20 protein-coding genes and 2 pseudogenes are annotated in these 21,273 nt (G+C 41.1%); 13 read left to right on the top strand and 9 right to left on the bottom strand.

Features of this window, described 5'->3' with window-relative positions; genetic code table 11:
• The first annotated feature begins 34 nt into the window (after nucleotides 1–34).
• A complete protein-coding gene (locus tag FNW02_RS06880) occupies nucleotides 35–1,066 on the top strand; it encodes a hypothetical protein (protein WP_191756812.1) in 1,032 nt (343 codons plus the stop codon).
• Nucleotides 1,067–1,110: 44 nt separating this feature from the next.
• Here the strand turns inward: FNW02_RS06880 and FNW02_RS06875 are convergent, their stop codons facing one another.
• Both FNW02_RS06875 and FNW02_RS06870 read right to left on the bottom strand, forming a co-directional pair.
• On the bottom strand, nucleotides 1,111–1,329 hold the full coding sequence (locus tag FNW02_RS06875) for a hypothetical protein (protein ID WP_191756811.1): 219 nt from the start codon (nucleotides 1,327–1,329) through the stop codon (nucleotides 1,111–1,113).
• A pseudogene (locus FNW02_RS06870) lies at nucleotides 1,307–1,590 on the bottom strand (BrnT family toxin). The gene FNW02_RS06875 and the pseudogene FNW02_RS06870 overlap by 23 nt, the downstream one beginning before the upstream one ends.
• A 196-nt stretch (nucleotides 1,591–1,786) precedes the next feature.
• Between FNW02_RS06870 and FNW02_RS06865 the strand changes: the two are divergent.
• The 4 genes from FNW02_RS06865 to FNW02_RS06850 all read left to right on the top strand — a co-directional run bounded on the left by FNW02_RS06865 (nucleotide 1,787) and on the right by FNW02_RS06850 (nucleotide 5,046).
• On the top strand, nucleotides 1,787–2,281 hold the full coding sequence (locus FNW02_RS06865; RefSeq protein WP_191756810.1) for a hypothetical protein: 495 nt from the start codon (nucleotides 1,787–1,789) through the stop codon (nucleotides 2,279–2,281).
• A gap of 98 nt (nucleotides 2,282–2,379) precedes the next feature.
• Nucleotides 2,380–4,251: a serine/threonine-protein kinase gene (locus FNW02_RS06860; RefSeq protein WP_191756809.1), complete on the top strand. Its 1,872-nt coding sequence runs from the start codon at nucleotides 2,380–2,382 to the stop codon at nucleotides 4,249–4,251.
• Complete coding sequence (locus FNW02_RS06855) at nucleotides 4,244–4,600, top strand: hypothetical protein (RefSeq protein WP_191756808.1); 357 nt, start codon at nucleotides 4,244–4,246, stop codon at nucleotides 4,598–4,600. The genes FNW02_RS06860 and FNW02_RS06855 overlap by 8 nt, the downstream gene beginning before the upstream one ends.
• Nucleotides 4,600–5,046, top strand: coding sequence for a type II toxin-antitoxin system VapC family toxin (locus FNW02_RS06850; protein WP_191756807.1), 447 nt, complete (start codon nucleotides 4,600–4,602; stop codon nucleotides 5,044–5,046). The genes FNW02_RS06855 and FNW02_RS06850 overlap by 1 nt, the downstream gene beginning before the upstream one ends.
• A 20-nt stretch (nucleotides 5,047–5,066) precedes the next feature.
• Here the strand turns inward: FNW02_RS06850 and FNW02_RS06845 are convergent, their stop codons facing one another.
• Nucleotides 5,067–5,894, bottom strand: a complete 828-nt coding sequence (locus FNW02_RS06845) for a carbohydrate ABC transporter permease (RefSeq protein WP_191756806.1) — start codon at nucleotides 5,892–5,894, stop codon at nucleotides 5,067–5,069.
• A 187-nt stretch (nucleotides 5,895–6,081) separates the two neighbouring features.
• Between FNW02_RS06845 and FNW02_RS06840 the strand changes: the two genes are divergently transcribed.
• The 5 genes from FNW02_RS06840 (at nucleotide 6,082) to folE (ending at nucleotide 10,963) form a co-directional block, all read left to right on the top strand.
• A complete protein-coding gene (locus FNW02_RS06840) occupies nucleotides 6,082–6,780 on the top strand; it encodes an aldehyde oxygenase (deformylating) (protein ID WP_162395647.1) in 699 nt (232 codons plus the stop codon).
• A gap of 203 nt (nucleotides 6,781–6,983) precedes the next feature.
• The gene (locus tag FNW02_RS06835; protein ID WP_191756805.1) at nucleotides 6,984–8,003 is read left to right on the top strand and encodes a long-chain acyl-[acyl-carrier-protein] reductase; all 1,020 of its coding nucleotides are present in this window, start codon (nucleotides 6,984–6,986) and stop codon (nucleotides 8,001–8,003) included.
• Nucleotides 8,004–8,095: 92 nt separating this feature from the next.
• Nucleotides 8,096–9,076 carry an acetyl-CoA carboxylase carboxyltransferase subunit alpha gene (locus FNW02_RS06830; protein ID WP_191756804.1) on the top strand — a complete coding sequence of 327 codons (981 nt, stop codon included), beginning with the start codon at nucleotides 8,096–8,098 and terminating at the stop codon, nucleotides 9,074–9,076.
• A gap of 361 nt (nucleotides 9,077–9,437) precedes the next feature.
• Nucleotides 9,438–10,157, top strand: a complete 720-nt coding sequence (locus FNW02_RS06825; protein WP_191756803.1) for an SDR family oxidoreductase — start codon at nucleotides 9,438–9,440, stop codon at nucleotides 10,155–10,157.
• 98 nt (nucleotides 10,158–10,255) lie between these two features.
• Nucleotides 10,256–10,963, top strand: coding sequence for a GTP cyclohydrolase I FolE (folE, locus tag FNW02_RS06820; protein WP_162395803.1), 708 nt, complete (start codon nucleotides 10,256–10,258; stop codon nucleotides 10,961–10,963).
• Nucleotides 10,964–11,065: 102 nt separating this feature from the next.
• Here the strand turns inward: folE and FNW02_RS06815 are convergent, their stop codons facing one another.
• The gene (locus tag FNW02_RS06815; protein WP_191756802.1) at nucleotides 11,066–11,698 is read right to left on the bottom strand and encodes a phosphoribosylanthranilate isomerase; all 633 of its coding nucleotides are present in this window, start codon (nucleotides 11,696–11,698) and stop codon (nucleotides 11,066–11,068) included.
• A gap of 126 nt (nucleotides 11,699–11,824) precedes the next feature.
• Here FNW02_RS06815 and psaK point away from each other — a divergent pair, with 126 nt between their 5' ends.
• Both psaK and FNW02_RS06805 read left to right on the top strand, forming a co-directional pair.
• Nucleotides 11,825–12,079: a photosystem I reaction center subunit PsaK gene (psaK, locus tag FNW02_RS06810; RefSeq protein ID WP_191756801.1), complete on the top strand. Its 255-nt coding sequence runs from the start codon at nucleotides 11,825–11,827 to the stop codon at nucleotides 12,077–12,079.
• Nucleotides 12,080–12,587: 508 nt separating this feature from the next.
• Nucleotides 12,588–13,784: a site-2 protease family protein gene (locus tag FNW02_RS06805; RefSeq protein WP_191756800.1), complete on the top strand. Its 1,197-nt coding sequence runs from the start codon at nucleotides 12,588–12,590 to the stop codon at nucleotides 13,782–13,784.
• 729 nt (nucleotides 13,785–14,513) lie between these two features.
• On the opposite strand, the gene FNW02_RS06800 is transcribed toward FNW02_RS06805, so the two are convergent.
• From FNW02_RS06800 to hemN, 4 genes and pseudogenes are all read right to left on the bottom strand, one after another.
• Nucleotides 14,514–15,242 (bottom strand): DUF3891 family protein, encoded by a 729-nt coding sequence (locus tag FNW02_RS06800; protein ID WP_191756799.1) that lies wholly within the window; start codon nucleotides 15,240–15,242, stop codon nucleotides 14,514–14,516.
• A gap of 373 nt (nucleotides 15,243–15,615) precedes the next feature.
• Nucleotides 15,616–16,314: a manganese catalase family protein gene (locus tag FNW02_RS06795; protein WP_191756798.1), complete on the bottom strand. Its 699-nt coding sequence runs from the start codon at nucleotides 16,312–16,314 to the stop codon at nucleotides 15,616–15,618.
• Nucleotides 16,315–16,501: 187 nt separating this feature from the next.
• A pseudogene (locus FNW02_RS06790) lies at nucleotides 16,502–16,777 on the bottom strand (GlsB/YeaQ/YmgE family stress response membrane protein); the annotation flags it as partial.
• 323 nt (nucleotides 16,778–17,100) lie between these two features.
• Nucleotides 17,101–18,483, bottom strand: coding sequence for an oxygen-independent coproporphyrinogen III oxidase (gene hemN / locus FNW02_RS06785; protein WP_191756797.1), 1,383 nt, complete (start codon nucleotides 18,481–18,483; stop codon nucleotides 17,101–17,103).
• A 435-nt stretch (nucleotides 18,484–18,918) separates the two neighbouring features.
• Between hemN and acsF the strand changes: the two genes are divergently transcribed.
• On the top strand, nucleotides 18,919–20,013 hold the full coding sequence (gene acsF / locus FNW02_RS06780; RefSeq protein WP_191756796.1) for a magnesium-protoporphyrin IX monomethyl ester (oxidative) cyclase: 1,095 nt from the start codon (nucleotides 18,919–18,921) through the stop codon (nucleotides 20,011–20,013).
• Between the two features lie 33 nt (nucleotides 20,014–20,046).
• Here the strand turns inward: acsF and FNW02_RS06775 are convergent, their stop codons facing one another.
• Nucleotides 20,047–20,916 carry an amino acid ABC transporter substrate-binding protein gene (locus FNW02_RS06775; protein ID WP_225225491.1) on the bottom strand — a complete coding sequence of 290 codons (870 nt, stop codon included), beginning with the start codon at nucleotides 20,914–20,916 and terminating at the stop codon, nucleotides 20,047–20,049.
• Nucleotides 20,917–21,273 lie beyond the last annotated feature (357 nt).

Genomic DNA, 21,273 nt, shown 5'->3' with positions numbered 1-21,273 from the left:
TAAGCCGATCGCATACACTAGTTAGCTATCAATCGTGCAAGATACCGACTCTATCAACGACCTTGCTGCTGCTTTGCAACAGCCAGCAGATCTTACCTTTGAACTACCTGATCCAGAAGATGAACAGATTCTAGAGTCAGATTTTCAACAGCAACTTGATGTAGCTTGGCAAGTATGCGATCGCTTTGATTTGCAAACCGAAATCTGGCGAGGACGAATTTTACGGGCTATCCGCGACAGAGAAAAAAAGGGTGGTGACGGGCGAGGTACTGGTTTTCTCAAATGGCTCAAAGAACGAGAAATCAGTAAAAGTCAGGCTTATGCTTGGATACAGTTAGCTAATAGTGCCGATACTCTCATAGAAGACGGTAAACTTGACCCCGGATCTGTCAATAACTTTAGCAAACGGGCATTTGTCGAAACCTCCAAAGCAGTCCCAGAAGTGCAACAAATGGTGAGTGAAGCCGCACAAAAAGGCGATCGCATCACTAGGCGTGAAGTACGTCAACTCACTGACGAATGGACAGCTATGTCCTCAGATTTACTACCTGAACCCGTTAGAGCAAAAGCAGCAGATAACACCCTTCCCCCGCGCTACATCGCCCCACTAGTGAAGGAAATGGAAAAACTGCCAGAATCGCATCAAAAATTCATCCAGAAAGAAATTGCTGCTAACCCGGATGTGGATACCCTCAAACAGGTAACTACAGAAGCACGTAACTTGGCAAAATATCTCAAAGGAGCGGCTCAAGTCCAAGCGCTAACTCAGGAAGATATTGATATCGAAACCGCTTTAGAAGAAGCTCAAAGAGTTGGTTGTCTGAGTATAGCCGCTGACTTGGTAAATCAAGCATCTCAAATAGAACAAACGATCGCCAAGTTATACATGACTTGGAAACGCATCGGTAGCTTAGCAGATCGATTGTATGTGGATACAGGTGCAAGTACGCCAAACTTGCGATCGCTCCTCACTTGCTTAGAACCCCTAGGCGGTGAAATCATGGAGCTGCAACTTAGTGGCGCTACTGAACACACTGTACGTCTGCAAATCCAGGAAACGAATTAAATAAAGTAAGAGTCATTTGTCATTCTCTCTGCTTTCTTGCTGTGTTAGGAATTGCTGACACAGCAAGAAAGCAGTGCATTGTTAACAGCTGCCGATGTTTTAAAGACCTCAGCAACATCAGGATCAAGAGTAACTGTCAAAGGAAATTTTTCTTCTTGGCTAGCAAATCGATTTGGCTTGGCTTTGCGATAGTCAAAGTTATACTCTGGTAGCAAATCATCGTCTGCGTTATTCTGGGATTCAGAAGCCTGTGAATTCTTCATAATCTTTTCGTTCTCTCTTTGTTGCTAGACGTGCGCTAATAATGCGAATAACGTTTACTCTCTCTGTGAAACAAACCAATAATAAGTGATTGTCTTGGTCACGTCCGAGATTTCCCGTGGTTTACTAACAGAGTGCCATTCATCGTCGAATATGTAAGCACCTGAGTCCTTAAAGACTGTCTTAGCACTTTCAAAGTTGATGCCGTGCTTTTTGAGATTGTCACTAGCTTTTTGATCATCCCACTCAAATTCTAAATTCATACCCTGATGTGAGTCTACTTGCTGTCTCCATGCAATTAGCTAGCAACTGCTTATAACATTAACTTTTACGGTATTTTTCTCTAAACTGCTTCTCAAGATAACCTAAATTCCAGTATTGTGTAAGTAAGGATAGTTTTATTCTTTGATTGTTACTTTAAATTATTTCAAACACAATAATCATAGTATATAAAAAACTATGAATCAAGCTAAATTTTCTAACGTAATTCCAATTTGGAAGTTTTGTACTTTATATATTTTTACTTGGGGAATTTATCAACTACCGTGGGCACATAAACAATGGAAATTTATTAAAGAACGCGATAACTTAAACATAAATCCTTGGTTCCGGTCTTGTTTTTTACCTTTTTATTTATTTAGTTTATGCCAAAAAGCTTTTGCTCTAGCTGAGGAACAAGGATATAGAAGTAAGCCTTCATCTTTTCAAGTAACATTTATTTATTGGATATTTATTGTATTAACAAGATTGCCAGACCCTTTATGGCTAATCTCAGTATTTACGTTTTTGCCATTATTAACAGTTGTCAAAGCGTTTAATTATTACTGGACACAGCAACAGCCTAGTTTACCAACAAATGAATCTTTTACAGGTAGAGAAATTGCGTGGATTATGTTCGGTGCAATTTTATGGTTATTGATAATAATTGGATTTTTAGCCTCTAGTGATGTATAAAAAATGTAGGCTCAATAGGGTATTATCAAATTATTGCTAACGTTTAGCGATTTGATAGAGGCTTCACAGTACTCCATTGCCCAATTATCTGCCAAAGTATGAGCTACTGCCTCAATCCCAGTTGCCAAAAACCCCAAAATCCCGCTCATGGAAATTTTTGTCTTAATTGCGGGTCAAAGCTGCTGCTGAAACAAAGATATCAAGCTATTAGTCAGTTGGGTGAGGGTGGATTTGGTAAAACATATCGCGCAGTTGATCAAGACCGATTAAATGAAGCATGTGTCATTAAACAATTTTCTCCGTCGCTAGAAATTCAGGGAAATTCGCAAGCGTTAAACAAGGCAATTGAACTGTTTAATCAAGAGGCAATTCGGCTATATGAATTAGGGAAAAACGATCGCATTCCCAATATGTTGGCCTATTTTGAACAAGACAAACAACTATACTTGGTGCAAGAGTTTGTCGATGGACAGAATTTATTAAAAGAATTAGAACAGTATGGAGCCTTTCACGAAAGTTTGATTTGGCAGCTTTTGGCAGACTTATTGCCAGTGGTGAAGTTCATTCACGAACACGGGGTGATTCACCGAGATATCAAGCCTGAAAATATTATGCGTCGCCACGATCGCACTCTAGTGCTAATTGATTTTGGCATTTCTAAACAGGCAAGCAGCACTATAATCAGTGGGTCAAGGGGTACAATGGCAGGTACACCAGGATATGCCCCAGATGAACAACTCCGCTTTGGCGAAGCATATCCAGCTAGTGACCTCTACGCTTTGGGTGTAACTTGCATACATCTAATGACGGGAACGCACCCTTCTAATCTCTACAATGCCTGGGAGTCACGCTGGTTATGGCAAGAACATCTACGGAATGCAGGTATAACTATTAGTAACCAGTTAATAGCAATTTTAGAGAAATTAGTTAAAGACCGAGTAGGCGATCGCTATCAATCAGCCAATCACGTGCTAAAAGATTTAAATGGCACTACTTCATCCGTCGAGATTCCGTCAACAATTATTAGCAAGCCGACAACATCACCTCAAACCCCAAGTTCCCAAGGTTGGCGATGTATCCATACTCTCACAGGTCATGCTGCTTCCGTACGTTCTATCGCCATCAGCCCAGATGGTCAGACTATTGTTAGTGGCAGTGACGACAATACCATTAAGCTGTGGCATCTCAATAGTGGCAGCCTTAAAAGTACTTTAACTTCCCCATCAGGATTTTTTAAAGGCGAACTTACCTGGTTTACTGCTGTTACCTTTAGCCGAGATGGTCAAACAATAGTCAGCGGTAGTTTGGACAAATTTATCAAACTATGGGATTGGAGTAGTGGCAAACAACTTCGTAAATTAAAAGCACATTCTGATCGAGTCAATGCGATCGCCATCAGTCCAGACGGTCAAACTTTAGTTAGTGGCAGTCGTGATAACACAATCAAAGTTTGGAATCTACCCACCAGTCAACTAATTCGCAATCTTACCGGGCATTCTAACTCAGTTTGCACCCTTGCCATTAGCCCCGATGGTCAGACACTCGCCAGCGGTAGTTGGGACAACACAATTAAAATTTGGAACTTACTTAACGGCAAGCTACTTCGCACTTTCACTGGACATTTAGACTGGGTTTATAGTGTAGCCATTAGCCCAGATGGTCGAACTTTAGTAAGTGGCAGTCGGGATAATACAATTCATCTATGGCACATAGACAGTGGCACAATGATTCGTAGCCTAACTGGGCATTCTGACTGGGTAACTACTGTTGCCATTAACCCTCAAGGTAATTTGCTCCTTAGCGGTAGTCGAGATAAAACCATCAAATTGTGGGATGTGGGCAATGGACAACTAATTGATACTTTCACCGGACATTTAGATTTAATTCATGCTGTTGTCATTAGCCCAGATGGCAGGAGCATTATTAGTAGTAGTAATGATGGTGCAATTAAGATTTGGCGCTGTGATTAATTCAAGTATGAGTGATAAGCGATCGCACCTACAGCATGGAAGTGAAAAAAACATGGAAAATAACATAATTGAGGTGACTGGAATCAGCAAACCTCTACTCAAGTTGATTGATGAGCGAGTTCGCTTAAAAGGCGGCGACAGGGCTGCATACGTCCGTGATTTGATTGAAAGGGATATCTTCGGCACATTAGAGAGACAGAAATATTCAACAGCCTTTCAAAAGACAAAGCGTTCTTTTGACCCTGAAGCTTGGAAAGCTGACATAAAAATACTTGCTGAGGCAGAAGAAATACCCATTTTGCCACCAGAAGCATTTACTCGTGAAAGCATTTATGGGAATCATGACTAATGCCTTACATGGCAGACACAAACGTCCTATTAAGGTTTATCTCTCCTTCTGATCCAAATCATATTCTCGTTCGTGATGCCATTTACTCTCTACTGCTACAAGGAGAGGAAATTTGTTACACCTCACAAAACCTGGCAGAATTCTGGAACGTATGCACCCGCCCCACAACAGCACGAAGTGGCTTTGGTTTATCAATTGAGCAGACAAACCGAAGGGCACAAGTAATCGAGCGTTACTTCACTTTCTTGCCTGATAGTGAAGCAATTCATAGTGAATGGCGACGTTTAGTTGTGGACTATAGAGTCTCTGGGGTAAAGGTACATGATGCACGAATTGTGGCTTCCATGTACGTTCATGGTGTGACTTACATTATTACCTTCAATCTCGACGACTTTACCCGTTACTCTGAAATTACGGCTGTTCACCCTACAGCTATAACGCCGTAAGTTTTTCTCCACCTCTGCCGCTAATTCTTAATCCCCGTCGCGGCAATACCCCGAATAAACTGACGCTGACCGATGAGAAATAGTACCATCACGGGGACAGTCGCTATAGTCACCGCTGCCATCATCAAGGGCCAATTATTTGTAAATTGCTCCTGAAACTCTGCCAAAGCTAGCTGCACCGTTCTTAATTCTGGGCGTGTTGTAAACACTAAAGGCTTAAACAAATCATTCCATTCGCCGATAAAGGTGAACAGAAATAGCGTTACCAAAGCTGGACGCGCTAAAGGTAACATCACCCGCCACAAAATTTGCAGTCGATTTGCTCCGTCTATAGCTGCGGCTTCCTCTAACTCCACGGGAATCGTTTGAAAATACTGACGTAACAAGAAAATGCCAAAGCCGTTGACAGCGGTTGGTAAAATTAGTGCCCCGTAAGTGTTGATTAAGTGTCCCCACTTCAACACCAAAAAGATGGGAATCACCAATAACTGAAACGGAATCACCAAAGTTGCCAAAACAATCAGTAGTAGTGCTTGGCGTCCGCGAAATTTCAGCCGTGCTAAGGCGTAACCTGCTAATGCTGAAGTGACAATCTGAAACGCCGTCACAGCGATCGCTACCAAGGTAGAATTAGCAAACGCCAGCAAAAATTTACCTCGCTGCCATGCATCGCGGTAATTAGCTAATGACCAATTATTTTTGGGTAAAACTTCTAAAGCTGCTCCTGGAGGTGCAAATGAAGTGAGAAAGACCACAAACAGCGGTAGTAGGACAATAAATGCTCCTAACAACAGCACTCCTAGGCTCAAAAAATCGCCAGATTTCAGATTCCAGTTTGGTTTGGACATGACGTTGTTCTACAAAGCATTTGTTTGTTTATTTCTTTAGTACTAGAGCATTGCCCCCAGCAAAAGCTAATCTATAAACATAGTTACTTGTTAAGTAAAATTAAACCACAGTGCTTGTTACCCTAAATTTATAGAGTAAATTCAACTCTGGTATTAAATGATTCAGTTTTACAGGAGTAAACATACCATGCAGCAGCTTGCAGACCAGTTTGAAGAGATTGATTTTCACAGCGAAATCTATAAAGATGCCTACAGCCGCATTAATGCGATCGTAATTGAAGGGGAACAAGAAGCCCATGAAAATTACATTAGACTGGGCCAACTGCTGCCGGAACATCAAAATGAACTGATTCGTCTGTCCAAGATGGAAAGTCGCCACAAAAAAGGATTTGAAGCTTGTGGGCGCAATTTGCAAGTCACACCAGATTTGCAATTTGCCAAAGAATTTTTTGCCGGACTACACCAAAATTTCCAAACAGCGGCGGCAGAAGGTAAAGTTGTTACTTGCCTATTAATTCAGTCTTTAATTATTGAATGTTTCGCCATAGCAGCGTATAACATTTACATCCCAGTTGCAGATGATTTTGCACGTAAAATCACAGAAGGGGTAGTAAAAGATGAATACAGTCATCTCAACTTTGGAGAAGTTTGGTTGAAAGAACACTATACAGAATCTAAAACTGAACTAGAAGAAGCAAATCGCCAAAACCTACCTATCGTCTGGAAAATGCTGAACCAAGTTGCAGACGATGCTCACACTTTAGCAATGGCTAAAGATGCTTTGGTAGAAGACTTCATGATTCAGTACGGTGAAGCATTGAGTAATATCGGCTTCACAACTCGTGACATCATGCGGATGTCAGCTTACGGACTGACGGCAGTTTAAACACAGTGCTGAGCTATGAGTGCTGAGTAATGAGTGAAGATTGAAGAGTTAAGAGTGAATCAATTGTTTTACCTGCTTTTTTCTCAACACTCAGCAAAAAGTTAGAGTGGCGACTTTTGCTACTCTAAAACTTCAGTAACTCAGCATTTTTGAACAACTCAATTCCACGCTTTCGACGCAGCATAAGCTTAATACATCACTACATGTTTGGTCTAATTGGACATCTGACTAGTTTGGAACACGCTCAAGCGGTAGCCCAAGAATTGGGATATCCAGAATATGCCGATCAAGGGCTAGATTTTTGGTGCAGCGCCCCGCCGCAAATAGTTGATAGCATTATCGTCACCAGTGTGACTGGGCAAAAAATTGAAGGACGGTATGTCGAATCTTGCTTTTTACCGGAGATGCTAGCTACTCGCCGCATCAAAGCAGCGACACGCAAAATCCTGAACGCTATGGCTCATGCCCAGAAGCATGGCATCAACATTACGGCTTTGGGTGGGTTTTCTTCGATTATTTTTGAAAACTTTAAATTAGAGCAGTTTAGCCAAGTCCGCAACATTAAACTAGAATTTGAACGCTTCACCACGGGAAATACACATACTGCCTACATTATTTGTCGGCAAGTGGAAGAAGCATCAAAACAACTAGGAATTGATCTTAAGAGCGCGACTGTTGCTGTATGTGGAGCAACAGGAGACATTGGCAGTGCAGTTACACGCTGGCTAGATGCGAAAACTGATGTCAAAGAACTCCTGCTGATCGCCCGGAACCAAGAACGTCTTCAAGAGTTGCAAGGCGAACTGGGACGGGGAAAAATTATGTCTTTGAGTGAAGCACTGCCCCAAGCTGATATTGTAGTTTGGGTAGCTAGTATGCCCAAAGGTGTGGAAATTGACCCCACAGTTTTGAAGAAACCTTGCTTGCTGATTGATGGTGGCTATCCTAAAAATTTAGCAATGAAAATTCAGCATCCTGGTGTACACGTGCTAAATGGTGGAATTGTAGAGCATTCTCTGGATATTGACTGGAAAATTATGAAAATAGTCAATATGGACGTGCCAGCACGCCAGTTGTTTGCTTGTTTCGCTGAATCAATGCTGCTGGAATTTGAGAAGTTATATACAAACTTTTCATGGGGACGCAATCAGATTACTGTAGACAAAATGGAGCAGATTGGTCGGGTGTCGGTTAAACACGGATTTAGACCACTGCTGGTTTAGTCATTGGTCATTAGTCATTTGTCTGAATGCAATGATAAATGACTAATCACAAAGAACAAATAACTCATAACTCGTAACTCATAACTCCTACAATGGCAACTATCGAGCGAAAACCGCTACTGTTGGATTTTGAAAAGCCACTCGCAGAACTTGCAACCCGGATTGAGCAAATTCGGCAACTTGCAGAAGAAAATGGCGTTGATGTTTCTGGTCAAATTCGTCAACTTGAAGCACGCGCCATGCAACTGCGTGAGGAAATTTTCAGTAGTCTATCACCATCTCAGCGATTACAAGTCGCTCGGCATCCTCGCCGTCCCAGCACTCTCGATTACATTCAAGCAATTAGTGATGAATGGATGGAATTGCATGGCGATCGCAGTGGTGGTGACGATCCGGCATTAATTGGCGGTGTGGCTCGTTTAGGGGGACAACCCGTAGTTATGTTGGGTCAACAAAAAGGGCGTGACACTAAAGACAATATTGCCCGAAACTTCGGCATGGCTTCCCCAGGAGGCTATCGTAAGGCGCTGCGCTTGATGGCACATGCCAATAAGTTTGGAATGCCGATTTTGACCTTCATCGACACTCCAGGCGCTTTGCCGACAGTAGCAGCCGAACAACAAGGTGCGGGAGAAGCGATCGCCTACAATTTACGAGAGATGTTTTGCCTGGATGTGCCGATCATTTGTACAGTCATCGGTGAAGCCAGTTCTGGCGGCGCACTTGGTATTGGTGTAGGCGATCGGCTTTTAATGTTTGAACACGCTGTCTATACTGTTATTAGCCCCGAAGGCTGTGCTGCTATCTTGTGGAAAGATGCTGCTAAAGCTCCCCAAGCAGCAGTAGCCCTAAAAATTATTTCTCCTGATCTGAAAAATTTGGGAATTATTGACGAGATATTGCCTGAACCCATCGGCGGCGCTCATGCAGATCCCCTAAAAGCCGCTACTACTCTCAAGCAAGCTCTTTTAGACAATTTGGATGAACTCAATCGCTTAACCGCTCCAGAACGACGCCAACTGCGTTATGAAAAATTCCGTAAAATTGGTGTTTTTACTGAAGTTGCTCACTAGCGCCTCTGGAGATGATTGATTAGCTCAACAGCAGTGCTATAATTGCCTATGTGCTTAAAGATTTTTAACAATCTTCTCAGCCATAGGCATTTGCATGTTTGGCAAGCCTACTCGATTTGATTGAGTGGCTTGTTTAGTATTGAAGTAATCAACTTTGAGTGTACGGTATGATTTCCCAGGCGATAATTTGTTGTCCTCACTGGGAAAAACCAAAATGGCATATAGTCACCCTGGTACTAAGGTACAGCAGGTGTCAAAAAATTTAACGGATTTTTAGCTCCTTTTAATCTATCCAAACAGAGAGATGTGAATAATTAGGTGGGAATAAGCTTTCGGAACTGCCAAAAAATTGGGAGAAACCATGAGTGTTGAGCGGAAACGACGTGCCTTAATTACTGGGGCAAGTAGTGGAATTGGGAAAGCAACGGCTTTGGCTTTTGCAAAGGCAGGAATAGATGTTGCCTTAGTCAGCCGTTCTTTAGATAAGTTGGAGGCAGTTGCAGAAGCAGCACAGCAAGCTGGGGTGGAAGCGAAAGCTTACGCTGTGGATCTAGCTTGTATCTCAGAAGTCCAAGAAAAGATTCAGGCGATCGCTCTTGATAGCAACGTAGACATTCTGGTAAATAACGCTGGCATAGCCTACACAGGTACATTGAGCGAAACCCCATTAGAAGACTGGCAACAAGTAATTAACTTGAACCTCACCAGCGTATTTCAATGCATTGTGGGAATTTTGCCTTCAATGCGCGATCGGGGCGGCACAATTATCAACGTCGCCTCTATTGCCGCAAAACAACCTTTCCCCGGTTGGGGTGCATATAACGTCAGTAAAGCTGGACTGATAGCCCTTTCTCAAACCCTGGCGCAAGAAGAACGGGGTCACGGCATTCGTGTTACTGCTATTTGTCCTGGTGCAGTCAACACTGAACTTTGGGACACAGAAACCGTTAATGCCGATTTTGACCGCTCAAAGATGTTAACCCCAGAAAGTGTTGCTCAATCAATTCTCTACACAGTTCTGTTACCACAACAGGCAGTCGTTGACGAATTGACCCTGATGCCTAGCGCTGGCGCACTCTAATTAGTCTTTTGTCTGTTGTCTTTTGTTTTTTGCAAATGACAAATGACTAATGACAAATGACTAATGACTAATGACCAAACCATAACCAAGACTACACCATGACTATCGCTAGTTCCAACGGTTCTAATCGCTCTCAATCGCCTCTGATTCCCGATTTGGCAGAAGCTATCAATCCTAGACCTGATCGCAATACCCATAACGGACGACAAGCGGATGTGTTCCCGCCAAAAGAGGAACAAATGGAAGAAATGACGGATGCCGTACGGACACTAATATTAGGCGTCGGAGAAGACCCTGAACGCGAAGGACTCCTCAAAACACCCAAGCGGGTGGCCGAGGCAATGCGGTTTTTAACCAGTGGTTACAACCAATCCCTCGAAGAACTCGTTAACGATGCCATCTTTGATGAAGGACATAACGAGATGGTACTAGTGCGAGATATTAATTTCTTTAGTTTGTGCGAACACCACATGCTGCCATTTATGGGCAGAGCACACGTTGCTTATATCCCTAACCAAAAAGTCGTGGGACTAAGTAAGCTGGCTCGGATCGTCGAGATGTATTCTCGCCGCTTGCAAGTACAGGAAAGGTTAACCCGGCAAATTGCCGAAGCAATTCAGACGATTCTAGAACCCCAGGGAGTTGCTGTTGTGATGGAAGCTACTCATATGTGCATGGTAATGCGAGGTGTTCAAAAACCGGGTTCTTGGACTGTTACCAGTGCAATGGTTGGTGTGTTCCAAGAGGAACACAAAACCCGCGAAGAATTCTTTAACTTGATTCGTCACCAAGCAGCATTCTTTTAGGGAATGGGTACTGGGTATTGGGTATTGGGACAAATTTACCTTATCTTTAGTTTCTAATTTATAGTCCCTAGTCCCCAGTCCCTAGTCCCTAGTCCCCAGTCCCTAGTCCCTAGTCCCTAATTTCTCAAACAACTTTGCTACTTTGTCCAAATCTTTATCTCCAGGTATACGCTCTACACCACTAGATAAATCAATGCCGCTAGGATTAACCTGACTCAAGGCTTCCACAATATTATCTGGTGTCAGTCCCCCAGCTAAAAACCAAGGACAACTGGGGCTAAATTGCTCTAACATTGTCCAATCTAAGGTTTGACCTGTACCACCCAGTTGTTGGGGATGATAAGCATCAAGTAGCAAAGTATCTATGTATTTACTGTAATCAACTGCTGTGTTTAGATGCTCAAGACTTCTAATTCTGAGCGCTTTAATAATTTCGACGTTTGCTAGAGATTGACGCAACTGGTAACAAAATTCTGGTGATTCATCTCCGTGTAACTGCACACCAGTCAACCTAGAATCAACAACTGTCTGGCTGATTTCGGGGATACTGGCGTTGGCAAAAACACCAATTCTGTCAATATTTTCTGGTAGTTGTGCCACAGCTGCACAAATTTGCAATGTAGTAACGTAACGAGGTGAAGTCGGCACACAAATAAATCCTAGTGCAGTTGCGCCAAGAGAGGCGATCGCTACAGACTGCTGTGGTTGAGTGATGCCACAAATCTTAACGCGCATATAAATTTGACATAAATTGAGAACTAAAAAAAAACGTCGAATTTTTGCTAATTATTTTCGCTTGTTTCCTGAGTAACTTTATAATTTTGTAGGTTTACATTATTTTTCCATTTAGGAGACAAAAGCTTGACTTCATCTATCTTACTAGCAACCGCTGCAACTGTTCCTCCAACACCAGCATGGAGTCCCACTGTGGGGATTATCATCAGCATCAGTTGCTTAGTAGTTCTTTTGCTAAGTACTAGAATTGAGAAACCCCTAGTTGGGCCTAAGTTCCCAATTCTACCCGTTAGTGTTCCAACATTCGTCGCGGCAATGGCTTTCGGTCATGTTATCGGTGTTGGCATTGTTTTAGGACTCACTAACATCGGTCGCCTGTAGTTTTGGGATGATAGAGACGTTACTCATAACGTTTCAATAAATACAAAACTCTCAAAAATGATTCTGGTTCTTTCTCCAGCAAGATAACTCGTGAGTATTAGCCAAGTCAGCTTTCGTGTAGTTGTTCTAACTGAGGAGGGAAGTATTAACCTTCCCTTTGTGGGAAGATTCAACTACTTCATCAGCAAAGTTGTACTTGCCTTCAAAGATAGTATAAATTCACTCTCTAGACTCAACTAGTTTACTCATGCAGGAGAAAGAACCATCATGCCATTGTTATTACTAGGATAGGCCCTCTTCCCTGCTGCCTTATCTTTCGCTGCTTCAAATTGCTCGCATTGCCTATAAGCATTAAGTTTTGATTACTAGCAGTAATTGTCTATTCTAGAAGTTAGAGCATCTTTGGCTTCGGTACTGCTGAAATTATTGCCATATAATTTATGTATAAAAATATACTAAAGATGCCGCTATAAAAACTGCTAGCGATATTTAGTTTTAGGACAATGTAATGCAAACAAATTGGAAAATTGGGTCTTTATTTGGAATTCCCCTATTTTTAGATCCATTGTGGTTTGTGATTTTGGGGCTGGCGACCCTTAACTTTGGGGTGGCTTATCAAGAATGGGGGACTGTGATCGCTTGGAGCGCTGGAATAGTGATGGCGCTGCTGCTATTTGGTTCGGTGTTATTACATGAGTTAGGTCATAGTTTGGTAGCCCGATCGCAAGGCATTAAAGTTAACTCGATTACCCTGTTTCTGTTTGGCGGTATTGCTGCTATAGAAGAAGAATCCAAAACTCCAGGAAAAGCTTTTCAAGTAGCGATCGCTGGGCCGTTGGTGAGTATTGTGCTGTTTTTTCTGCTGCGTCTCGGAGCTAGCGTCTTACCTGATACTAGCCCCATCAGTGTAATGGTCGGAGATTTAGCACGAATTAACTTGGTTGTAGCACTGTTTAACATGATTCCTGGCTTACCTTTAGATGGGGGGCAAGTGTTAAAAGCAGCACTATGGCAAGCAACAGGTAATCGTTATAAAGCTGTACACTGGGCTGCCAGAGCGGGGCAAATTTTGGGTTACAGTGCGATCGCCTTGGGATTTGCCATAGATTTATTGACTAAAGAATTGGCTATTGGTTTATGGATTGCTCTGTTGGGTTGGTTTGGTATCCGTAATGCCAACAGCTATGACCGTGTGACTACATTGCAAGAAACTTTACTACAGCTGCTAGCCACAGATGCTATGACCCGTGATTTTCGCGTTGTCGATGCTGACCAAACATTGCGTTCCTTTGCCGATTCATACTTATTGGAAACTGCTCCTTCCCAGATTTATTTTGCTGCTTCTGATGGACGTTACCGGGGTATGGTTTCCATTAACGATTTACGTCTAATCCAAAGAAGTCAATGGGAAAGCCAAACCCTACACAGCATCGTACATCCTCTGACAGAAATACCCACGGTTGGAGAGTCAGCTTCCTTAGCTGAGGTGATTAACAAGTTAGAAAATGAGCAGTTACCTCGGATTACTGTACTTTCTCCCGCTGGTGCTGTAGCTGGTGTAATTGACCGGGGAGATGTTGTACGAGTGTTGGCACAAAAGTTAAATTTGCGGGTAACGGATGCTGAAATTAAGCAAATCAAAGAGCAAGGTAGTTATCCGGCAGGTTTGCAGCTGGGGATCATAGCAAAATCTACTTCAGATTAAATGTCACACGGTTGTTATATTTTTGCAATAGATTCGTCAAAATTGTGTGTGATATTTGGTTTGTTTGGTTATAAAATGCTTTTTTTGGTTTAAAGGTAGGCAGTCCTACCTTTTTTATTTATTGGGTTTTAGTCCACTTTAACGTGAGTCTCCAACGGAGGCGCACGTTAATTGACATTGGTGTAATAATTTCAAGCTTACCGAAATCTGCGTAAGGCTATTAACTTGATTTGAAGATTTGATTTCTGTATTCTGACGCCTGGAATCAGAAAAGGTGATGATGCAAGCTTAGTAAAAGTCTTAGCACTACTGAGCAAAAAAAACCTCGGCTGTTAAGTCGAGGTCGATGGGAGAAGTCCAAATGTCTATGAGAGATAGCGATACTGAAATCAGCTTTTTTTGTCTAGCAGTAATTTAAATTTTAGATTTATTAACTTATGTAAACAATATTAGCTTGATTGTTACATATAGTCAATTAAACTTGACAAAAGAAGATTGATAACTAATATAAGAGCTACTTATCAAAATAGAGAGATTTGGGCTAATACTTTCCTTCATAAGCACTTCTGATCTCCTTTGTGGCCCGGGTAAAGGGCAAGGGAGGGAAAGGCTGAAATTTCTCCCTTAATCAAAAGCTATTGGGATTTCTAGAGGAATTCCAACACAAACAGCCCTCAAATGAGGGCTTCAATTGCGGAGTCTGTCAGCTACAGCTTGATTTGGATGTACCTAACTCTTAACAAATGTCCACTCCAGCACCTTGATGGGGGCTTCCTGAAGTGCTTTACTCAGTTCGGCGTTGCTTTCAAATTTAACCTGAGAGAGGTTGCAAGCTTCGACGTTGACTGTAAATCGGTCATCTTGAAAGGGCCAGGGTTTGACAGTCACCAATTGATCACTACTTTGCATGATGTCATAGCGCTTACCGTCAGGCCCTTTGCTAATTTCTAAGAACCGCTCATCAGCAGGTAACTCCTGCTGACAGAGGATGAGAGAAAGGCGATCGCACCACTGCATAAACGCATAAGCTGCATCTATTTCCTCCTTCTCAATATCTAGTTCCTTACGCCAACGTTGCTGGTTCTGAAGTTGCTCATCTAAAAATTCGTCTATTTCTGAAGACTGACCTCGTTGTGACTCATTTAAACGACTCATGTGCATAGAAATCATCAGAGCCACCCATCGTCCCCGGTAGCGTGCATTGTTTGCCATATTAGACAACTTCTCGATATCGATATCTGAATTGAGAGTGAAGTCCATTGGCGTACCCGCTTCAGTCAGGTTATCTTCCTCCCACTCCTTCTCTAGGTCATCATGATGAGAAATAGCAGCGATCGTTTCATACAAACGTGCTGGAGCATCTTTGCGTCGCCACTGTCCTGCTAGTTGAGCTGCTAGCAAAGCGTGAGCACGATGATAAATGATTTCCCAACCATTTTGTGTAGCACTGACAATCACAAGTCAATCTCCAGATTCTAAGTTTTGATTTTGATATTTATTGAATTCATGTTTGAATTCAGAAACATCGAGGTAGGCTTTTGCAAATACCTTTAATTTGAAAAACTATAATTTAGCAAACAAAGGTGAGCAAACAATAAAATTATTACTGAAAATACACTAATTATCATTTCCCCTTGGCGATTAACAACAAATAGTGTAAATTTAAGCATAATTATACGATAGACAAAATAAAACCTTAATAGAGTAAACTAACGACTACCAATTTTAAAATAAGGTGGGCAATGCCCACCTTAAGTTTGAAAGTTTTAAGTAAGAAGGTGCTAAAGGGATCTGTACCTTTCAATCTACGTTCTTACTGGAACTTATTGAATTAAGAGCTACTTTCTGATGGGTTAGCAATGTACTCAAATGTTGGCTCAGAATTCCAAGGGCCACGCTCATCCTTACCATTTCCATTTCCATAGGAAGATAGATTGTAGTATAGAGCAACAGTTTCGTCAGGTTTAACGTTACCAAAGAATGGATCTGTCAACTTACCCAGTGAATCTAGAGCTTTCATAAACATCTGGGTATGAGAAATTTCTCGTGTTAATAGATGAACTAAAGCCTCTTTAGTTTCTTGATCAGTAGACAGCTTGATCAATTCTTCGTAAGTTTGACGAGCGCCAGCTTCAGCAGCAATATTAGCTCTCAAATCACGCACCACATCTCCACCTTCATTCAAGTAATTTGCAGTCCAAGCATTACCTTGACTATCTAGAAAGTGAGGGCCTATGCCTCTTATTGCGAAAAGAGTACTTTTATAAGCCTCTGTTTGATCCGTATTTTTAGTATGAGCCTCGATGAGTTTGCCAACCATTTCTAGATGTCCAAATTCTTCGATAGCTATATCTTGAAGCATATCCTTAATGCCAGCATTTTCGACATGAAAGGATTGTACCCAATATTGTAGAGCAGCACTAAGTTCTCCAGTAGCTCCACCAAATTGCTCTAAAAGCAGTTGAGCAAAACGAGGATTTGGTTCACCAATTTTGACTGCATGAATAGGCTCTTTTCTGTGAAAAAACATACTCTTCCCTTTCCAAAAATAATGTAATGTGACAGAACAGAATGGATCAGCTAAATCATTATCTTTTAGTATTTTTCTAGTCTCGTCTATCTAATTACAGATTTTAGATTTTCAATAAGACTAGTGAACTAAAAGACTTAATTAAACACACTTCAGTTAATAGTTCGCAACTGGTAATCAGTATTTGGGCATTACTACTTTTTCCCAGTAATGCCCATAGGTATATAGTAATAATTGCACCGAGTACAGAAACTAAAATACCAGTAATACTTAAACCAGCACCGCCTGCTGTCAATTGTAGGGTTCCTGTTTGCAGTAGTGTTAACAGACTTCCGCCAATAAAAGCACCAACAATACCCAAAATTATTGTGGATAAAATTCCACCACCTTGATAACCAGGGTAAACAGCTTTGGCGATCGCACCAGCTAAAAGTCCTAATGCTACCCAAACAACGATGTTCATGATTTCCTCAAACTGCTCACCCTGTATATAAGTTACCAATCCTGCTTTACAATAGTTTCTACCACATGGGGTAAATTCTAAATCCAAAAGTTATAGTTCGTTCAAATTTTCGACTTCTTAAATAAAAGAGATTTCCAACTTCTTAAAGAAGTTGAGAATCTTGTTATCCATCTTGAGAAATACATTTTATAAATAAAATTTTGCCAAAAATTTTTGCTCACTACAAATTATTTTGGTTGTAACAAGATAATATTAACGACCAAAACAAGTTTTCAAGCCATTGAGTCACTAACATATAACAATTATTTAGAAAAAAAATAGGATCAAATTGCACGAGAAAAAGTTGTTTCTTGCATTTTAGTATGGTTATCAAATTTCACAGCAATATTTCTTACTAATAATCTGCCAATGTCTGTGATCTGAATGTAGTTTGTTGATAAACTGACTAAGCCATCTGCTTCTAGTGGCTTTAATGCTTCTATTTCCTCAGAAAAATATTCATCAAAGCTAATGTGATGTTTATTTTCAATATCTTCTTTATTAATCTGAAAGTGAGACATAATGCACATGATCGTATCCCGTCTGATCATATCATCCTGAGTCAACTTGATGCCTTTGCTAATTGGTAAAACACCTGCTACCATTGCCTGATAATAATCCTTTAATTGCTTGTGATTTTGGGCATAAGCATCTTCTAGCATACTGATTGAAGTGGCACCAAAACCAAAAAGTTCTGTGTCAGCATGAGTAGTGTACCCCTGGAAGTTGCGTTTAAGAGTACCATTACGTTGAGCGATCGCTAGTTCATCATTAGTCTTAGCAAAATGATCCATACCAATAAATAGATATTGATTACTCGTTAGTTCTTCAATGGTCATTTTCAAAATTTCTAATTTTTCTTGCGGTACTGGTAAAGCCTCTTGAGGAATATTTTTTTGCGTCGGTTTCAACCACGGTACGTAAGCAAAGTTAAAGACAACAATTCGGTCAGGATCTAATTCAATAGTTTTTTTCACTGTTTCCCGAAATGTCTCACGGGTTTGATATGGTAAACCATAAATTAGATCTACATTCACACTTTCAAATTTGGCTTCTTTGATCCAACTCATCACATCAAATAACATTTCTTCAGGTTGGACGCGATTCACTGCAACTTGAACTTGACGATTAAAATCTTGGATACCAAAACTAATACGGTTAAACCCAATCTGTCTGAGAAAGAAAATATAGTTTCTATCGATATAGCGAGGATTAATTTCAATTGAAACCTCTGCTTGTGGATCAATATTAAAGTAGCGATTGATGTTTTTCCACAAGAATTCTACCTGATCACGTTCTAAATAATTAGGAGTACCGCCTCCCCAGTGAATCTGAAGCACTTTTCTTTGTGAGTCGATTAAGGCTGAGGTATTCTTAATTTCTTGAACTAAATGCTCCACGTAAGGTTTAGCAATCTTCTTGTTGTTAGAAATTACCGTGTTACAGCCACAGAAATAGCAAGCACTTTGGCAAAAAGGTATATGAAAATACAAAGAAAGTGGAGATTTGCGTTGATTCGATGCGGCGATCGCGGCTTTAAAATCAGTTTGAGTAAATGTTTCGTTTAACTCTGTAGCAGGTGGGTAACTGGTGTATCTGGGTGCGCGAGTGTCATACTTTTTGATCATATCCAAATCAAATTTGACACCAGGTAGTAGAAAAACCATTGAGTTGCTTCCTTCATGTTCAAGCGCAAGGTTTTTGATCGGTCATCGACTCAGGATGTTTGCCAGTTCATAGTCAATGCCAGAGTTAAAAGATTGTTATTCTCGGTGTGGAGCGGATCTGCATTACGCCATCCAGCAAGTACGACTGCAAATACAGATCTCAGCTATTTTTCTTTCCTCTAAAATTATTTAACTATTAATATTTGTATAACTATGAAGTTATTAATATTTCTTTAGATTTCTCTGCTTTTCACACTGAAGCACATCTTAGTTGAGCAGTTACAAAGTTGATTATAGGTAAGCATTTCAACTCTTCTAAAACGGTAGGCAGTCAGATTATTTCTCACAATTTACTTTCAATAATTTAACTGATGTCCATTAATAACTTTTTATGGTTATATAACTTTTAAAGGTTAAAACGATAGAAGGATTTTTATGGTTAAGTCTCTGGAAACCCCTCAACCTAAGTTGCCGAAACCAGGTGTAAAAGTGCCTGTTCAAGAAACATTATTAACACCTCGGTTTTATACTACTGACTTCGAGGCTGTGGCGCAGTTGGATATTTCGGCGCAAGAGATGGAGTTACAAGCAATTGTAGAGGAGTTACGAGCAGACTATAACCGCAATCACTTTGTACGCGATAAAGAATTTCAGCAGTGTTGGGATCACATTGATGGGGAAACGCGCCGCGCTTTCATTGACTTTTTAGAACGCTCTTGTACCTCAGAGTTTTCTGGATTTTTGCTATTCAAAGAGTTATCGCGCCGACTGAAAAATCGTAACCCTATTTTGGCAGAAGCTTTTAATTTTATGGCACGGGATGAAGCACGCCATGCGGGATTTCTGAATAAGTCAATGGCAGATTTTAATCTTACGCTTGACTTGAGTTATTTAACTAAAAATCGCACTTATACCTTCTTTCCGCCAGAGTGGATTATTTACACAGTCTATTTATCTGAGAAAATTGGCTACTGGCGCTACATCCTAGTGTATCGTCACATGGAAAAACATCCAGAACACCAAATTTATCCGTTGTTCCGTAAGTTTGAGAGTTGGTGTCAGGATGAAAATCGACATGGGGATTTTTTCAAAGCGTTGCTGCTGTCGCAACCTCAACTATGGAACAATTGGAAGGCGCAGTTGTGGGTGCGTTTCTTCTTGTTGAGTGTATTTGCTACCCATACTTTGACAGTATTTGAACGGGCAACGTTTTATCAATCCATTGGGATAGACCCACGCGAATATAATACCAGAGTTATTCAAGAGACGAATAACACTGCTGCACGGGCATTTCCCCTGATTTTGAATACAAATCACCCTAAGTTTTTCCGGCGGTTGGAGCAGTGTTCAGAGCTTAATCTGAAACTGGCAGAGATTAGTCAGAGCGATGCCTACAGCGGCAAGCTACGCTCACCAATTCTCAAATTCTGCCAAAAATTACCCCTAATAATCTCCATCGTTTGGCATTTGTTGCAGACTTACCTAATTAAACCTGTTAATGCTGAATCATTAAGAGGAACAGTTCGTTAACTAGTAGCGGGATACACAAGATATCTGCACTTCTCACAAGTCACCCTTGGGAATCTCTTCACGGAATTCTATAACCAGTTGCATGGTTTCCAAAAATAAATCTCGTAAATCGCGATTCAGAAAAACGGCTCCTTGTGAACCGAACGAGCGATCAAAAATAGCGACATATCGTTGATTACCATTCACAAATCCTTGCATGAACTTGACAAGCGAATAGTTCACCGAGTCCAGGAATTTAGAGTTATCTTCAGGAACCATGCAAGCAATCCCCTCTTGTGAAAGGGGGCGATCAGGAGCGATCGCAAAAGCATCAGAATTTTTCGCTTTTTGCAACCATCCCTCCAACAGGATACTATCGGATGCGAAAGCATCAATTTTGCCCTGTTGCAAACCAGCAAATCCCTCTGCCCTAGTTTTCAAGTACACTAGTTTAGCTTTGGGTTGTGCTCGCTTAATTGCCAGTTCATTAGTAGTTTGTGCCAGCACACCAATTCGCTTGTTAATTAAGGATTCAGGAGAACCCAAATTACTCCCCTTCTTAACCAATAACTGCGTGCCAGTAACACCATAACTGACCGAAAAATCCACTTTTTTATCCCGCTCCCATGTGAAGCTGGTAGCGTCGCAAACAATATCAACTTGGCGGTTAACTATTTTGGGAATACGTTCTGCCGGGGTAAGTCCGACTAATTTCAGTTGGATTTTTTTGCCCAATTCTTTTTCTAACTGTTCTTTGATAAGAGCCAGCATATCCACAGAATAACCAGTCAACTTCCCTTGATTGTCAGAGGAGGCGAAAGGAAGCGCATCTTTACTAGTGCCAGCAGTTAGTATACCAGTCCGTGCCACTTTTTGCATCACGGTTTCTGCCGCAGCTACATCAGGCATAAATGTAGGAAACATCAGACTCAGACAAGCGATCGCACTTGTTTTACACACACTCGCTTTCTTCAATGCAGATAAGTACGCTAGATAACCTCTTAGATTCACAAGTACTTTCATATTTAGTCTTTGATACAGAATTGGCTGGACAGCCCTAGCTCAGACGTTACCAGAACGGGATGAACTCAGCAATAATGCATCAAAGTACAGCAATTCTCTTTATGGAGTACAGACTAATCAGATCCAGTAACGATTCTTTACATTATGCTTTTAATAAACATCTATTTCATTTATAAGTGAGATATTTGTATACAGGTTTTATATTTGACAGTAATCAATTCAAGGTACAAATATCAGGTATTGGAAAGAGACAAGGGA

The organism is Komarekiella delphini-convector SJRDD-AB1 (assembly GCF_014831675.1).
Lineage (GTDB): Bacteria > Cyanobacteriota > Cyanobacteriia > Cyanobacteriales > Nostocaceae > Komarekiella.
This window is presented reverse-complemented; position numbering and strand designations above follow the sequence as displayed.

What these genes read in the sequence shown, in the direction of transcription:
- FNW02_RS06845 (WP_191756806.1), bottom strand. Translation starts at nt 5,894, where the DNA reads ATGTCCAAACCAAACTGGAATCTGAAATCTGGCGATTTTTTGAGCCTA.
- FNW02_RS06865 (WP_191756810.1), top strand. Translation starts at nt 1,787, where the DNA reads ATGAATCAAGCTAAATTTTCTAACGTAATTCCAATTTGGAAGTTTTGT.
- FNW02_RS06825 (WP_191756803.1), top strand. Translation starts at nt 9,438, where the DNA reads ATGAGTGTTGAGCGGAAACGACGTGCCTTAATTACTGGGGCAAGTAGT.
- FNW02_RS06815 (WP_191756802.1), bottom strand. Translation starts at nt 11,698, where the DNA reads ATGCGCGTTAAGATTTGTGGCATCACTCAACCACAGCAGTCTGTAGCG.
- FNW02_RS06830 (WP_191756804.1), top strand. Translation starts at nt 8,096, where the DNA reads ATGGCAACTATCGAGCGAAAACCGCTACTGTTGGATTTTGAAAAGCCA.
- hemN (WP_191756797.1), bottom strand. Translation starts at nt 18,483, where the DNA reads ATGGTTTTTCTACTACCTGGTGTCAAATTTGATTTGGATATGATCAAA.
- FNW02_RS06795 (WP_191756798.1), bottom strand. Translation starts at nt 16,314, where the DNA reads ATGTTTTTTCACAGAAAAGAGCCTATTCATGCAGTCAAAATTGGTGAA.
- FNW02_RS06850 (WP_191756807.1), top strand. Translation starts at nt 4,600, where the DNA reads ATGCCTTACATGGCAGACACAAACGTCCTATTAAGGTTTATCTCTCCT.
- FNW02_RS06840 (WP_162395647.1), top strand. Translation starts at nt 6,082, where the DNA reads ATGCAGCAGCTTGCAGACCAGTTTGAAGAGATTGATTTTCACAGCGAA.
- acsF (WP_191756796.1), top strand. Translation starts at nt 18,919, where the DNA reads ATGGTTAAGTCTCTGGAAACCCCTCAACCTAAGTTGCCGAAACCAGGT.
- FNW02_RS06805 (WP_191756800.1), top strand. Translation starts at nt 12,588, where the DNA reads ATGCAAACAAATTGGAAAATTGGGTCTTTATTTGGAATTCCCCTATTT.
- folE (WP_162395803.1), top strand. Translation starts at nt 10,256, where the DNA reads ATGACTATCGCTAGTTCCAACGGTTCTAATCGCTCTCAATCGCCTCTG.
- FNW02_RS06835 (WP_191756805.1), top strand. Translation starts at nt 6,984, where the DNA reads ATGTTTGGTCTAATTGGACATCTGACTAGTTTGGAACACGCTCAAGCG.
- FNW02_RS06875 (WP_191756811.1), bottom strand. Translation starts at nt 1,329, where the DNA reads ATGAAGAATTCACAGGCTTCTGAATCCCAGAATAACGCAGACGATGAT.
- FNW02_RS06860 (WP_191756809.1), top strand. Translation starts at nt 2,380, where the DNA reads ATGAGCTACTGCCTCAATCCCAGTTGCCAAAAACCCCAAAATCCCGCT.
- FNW02_RS06775 (WP_225225491.1), bottom strand. Translation starts at nt 20,916, where the DNA reads ATGTTTCCTACATTTATGCCTGATGTAGCTGCGGCAGAAACCGTGATG.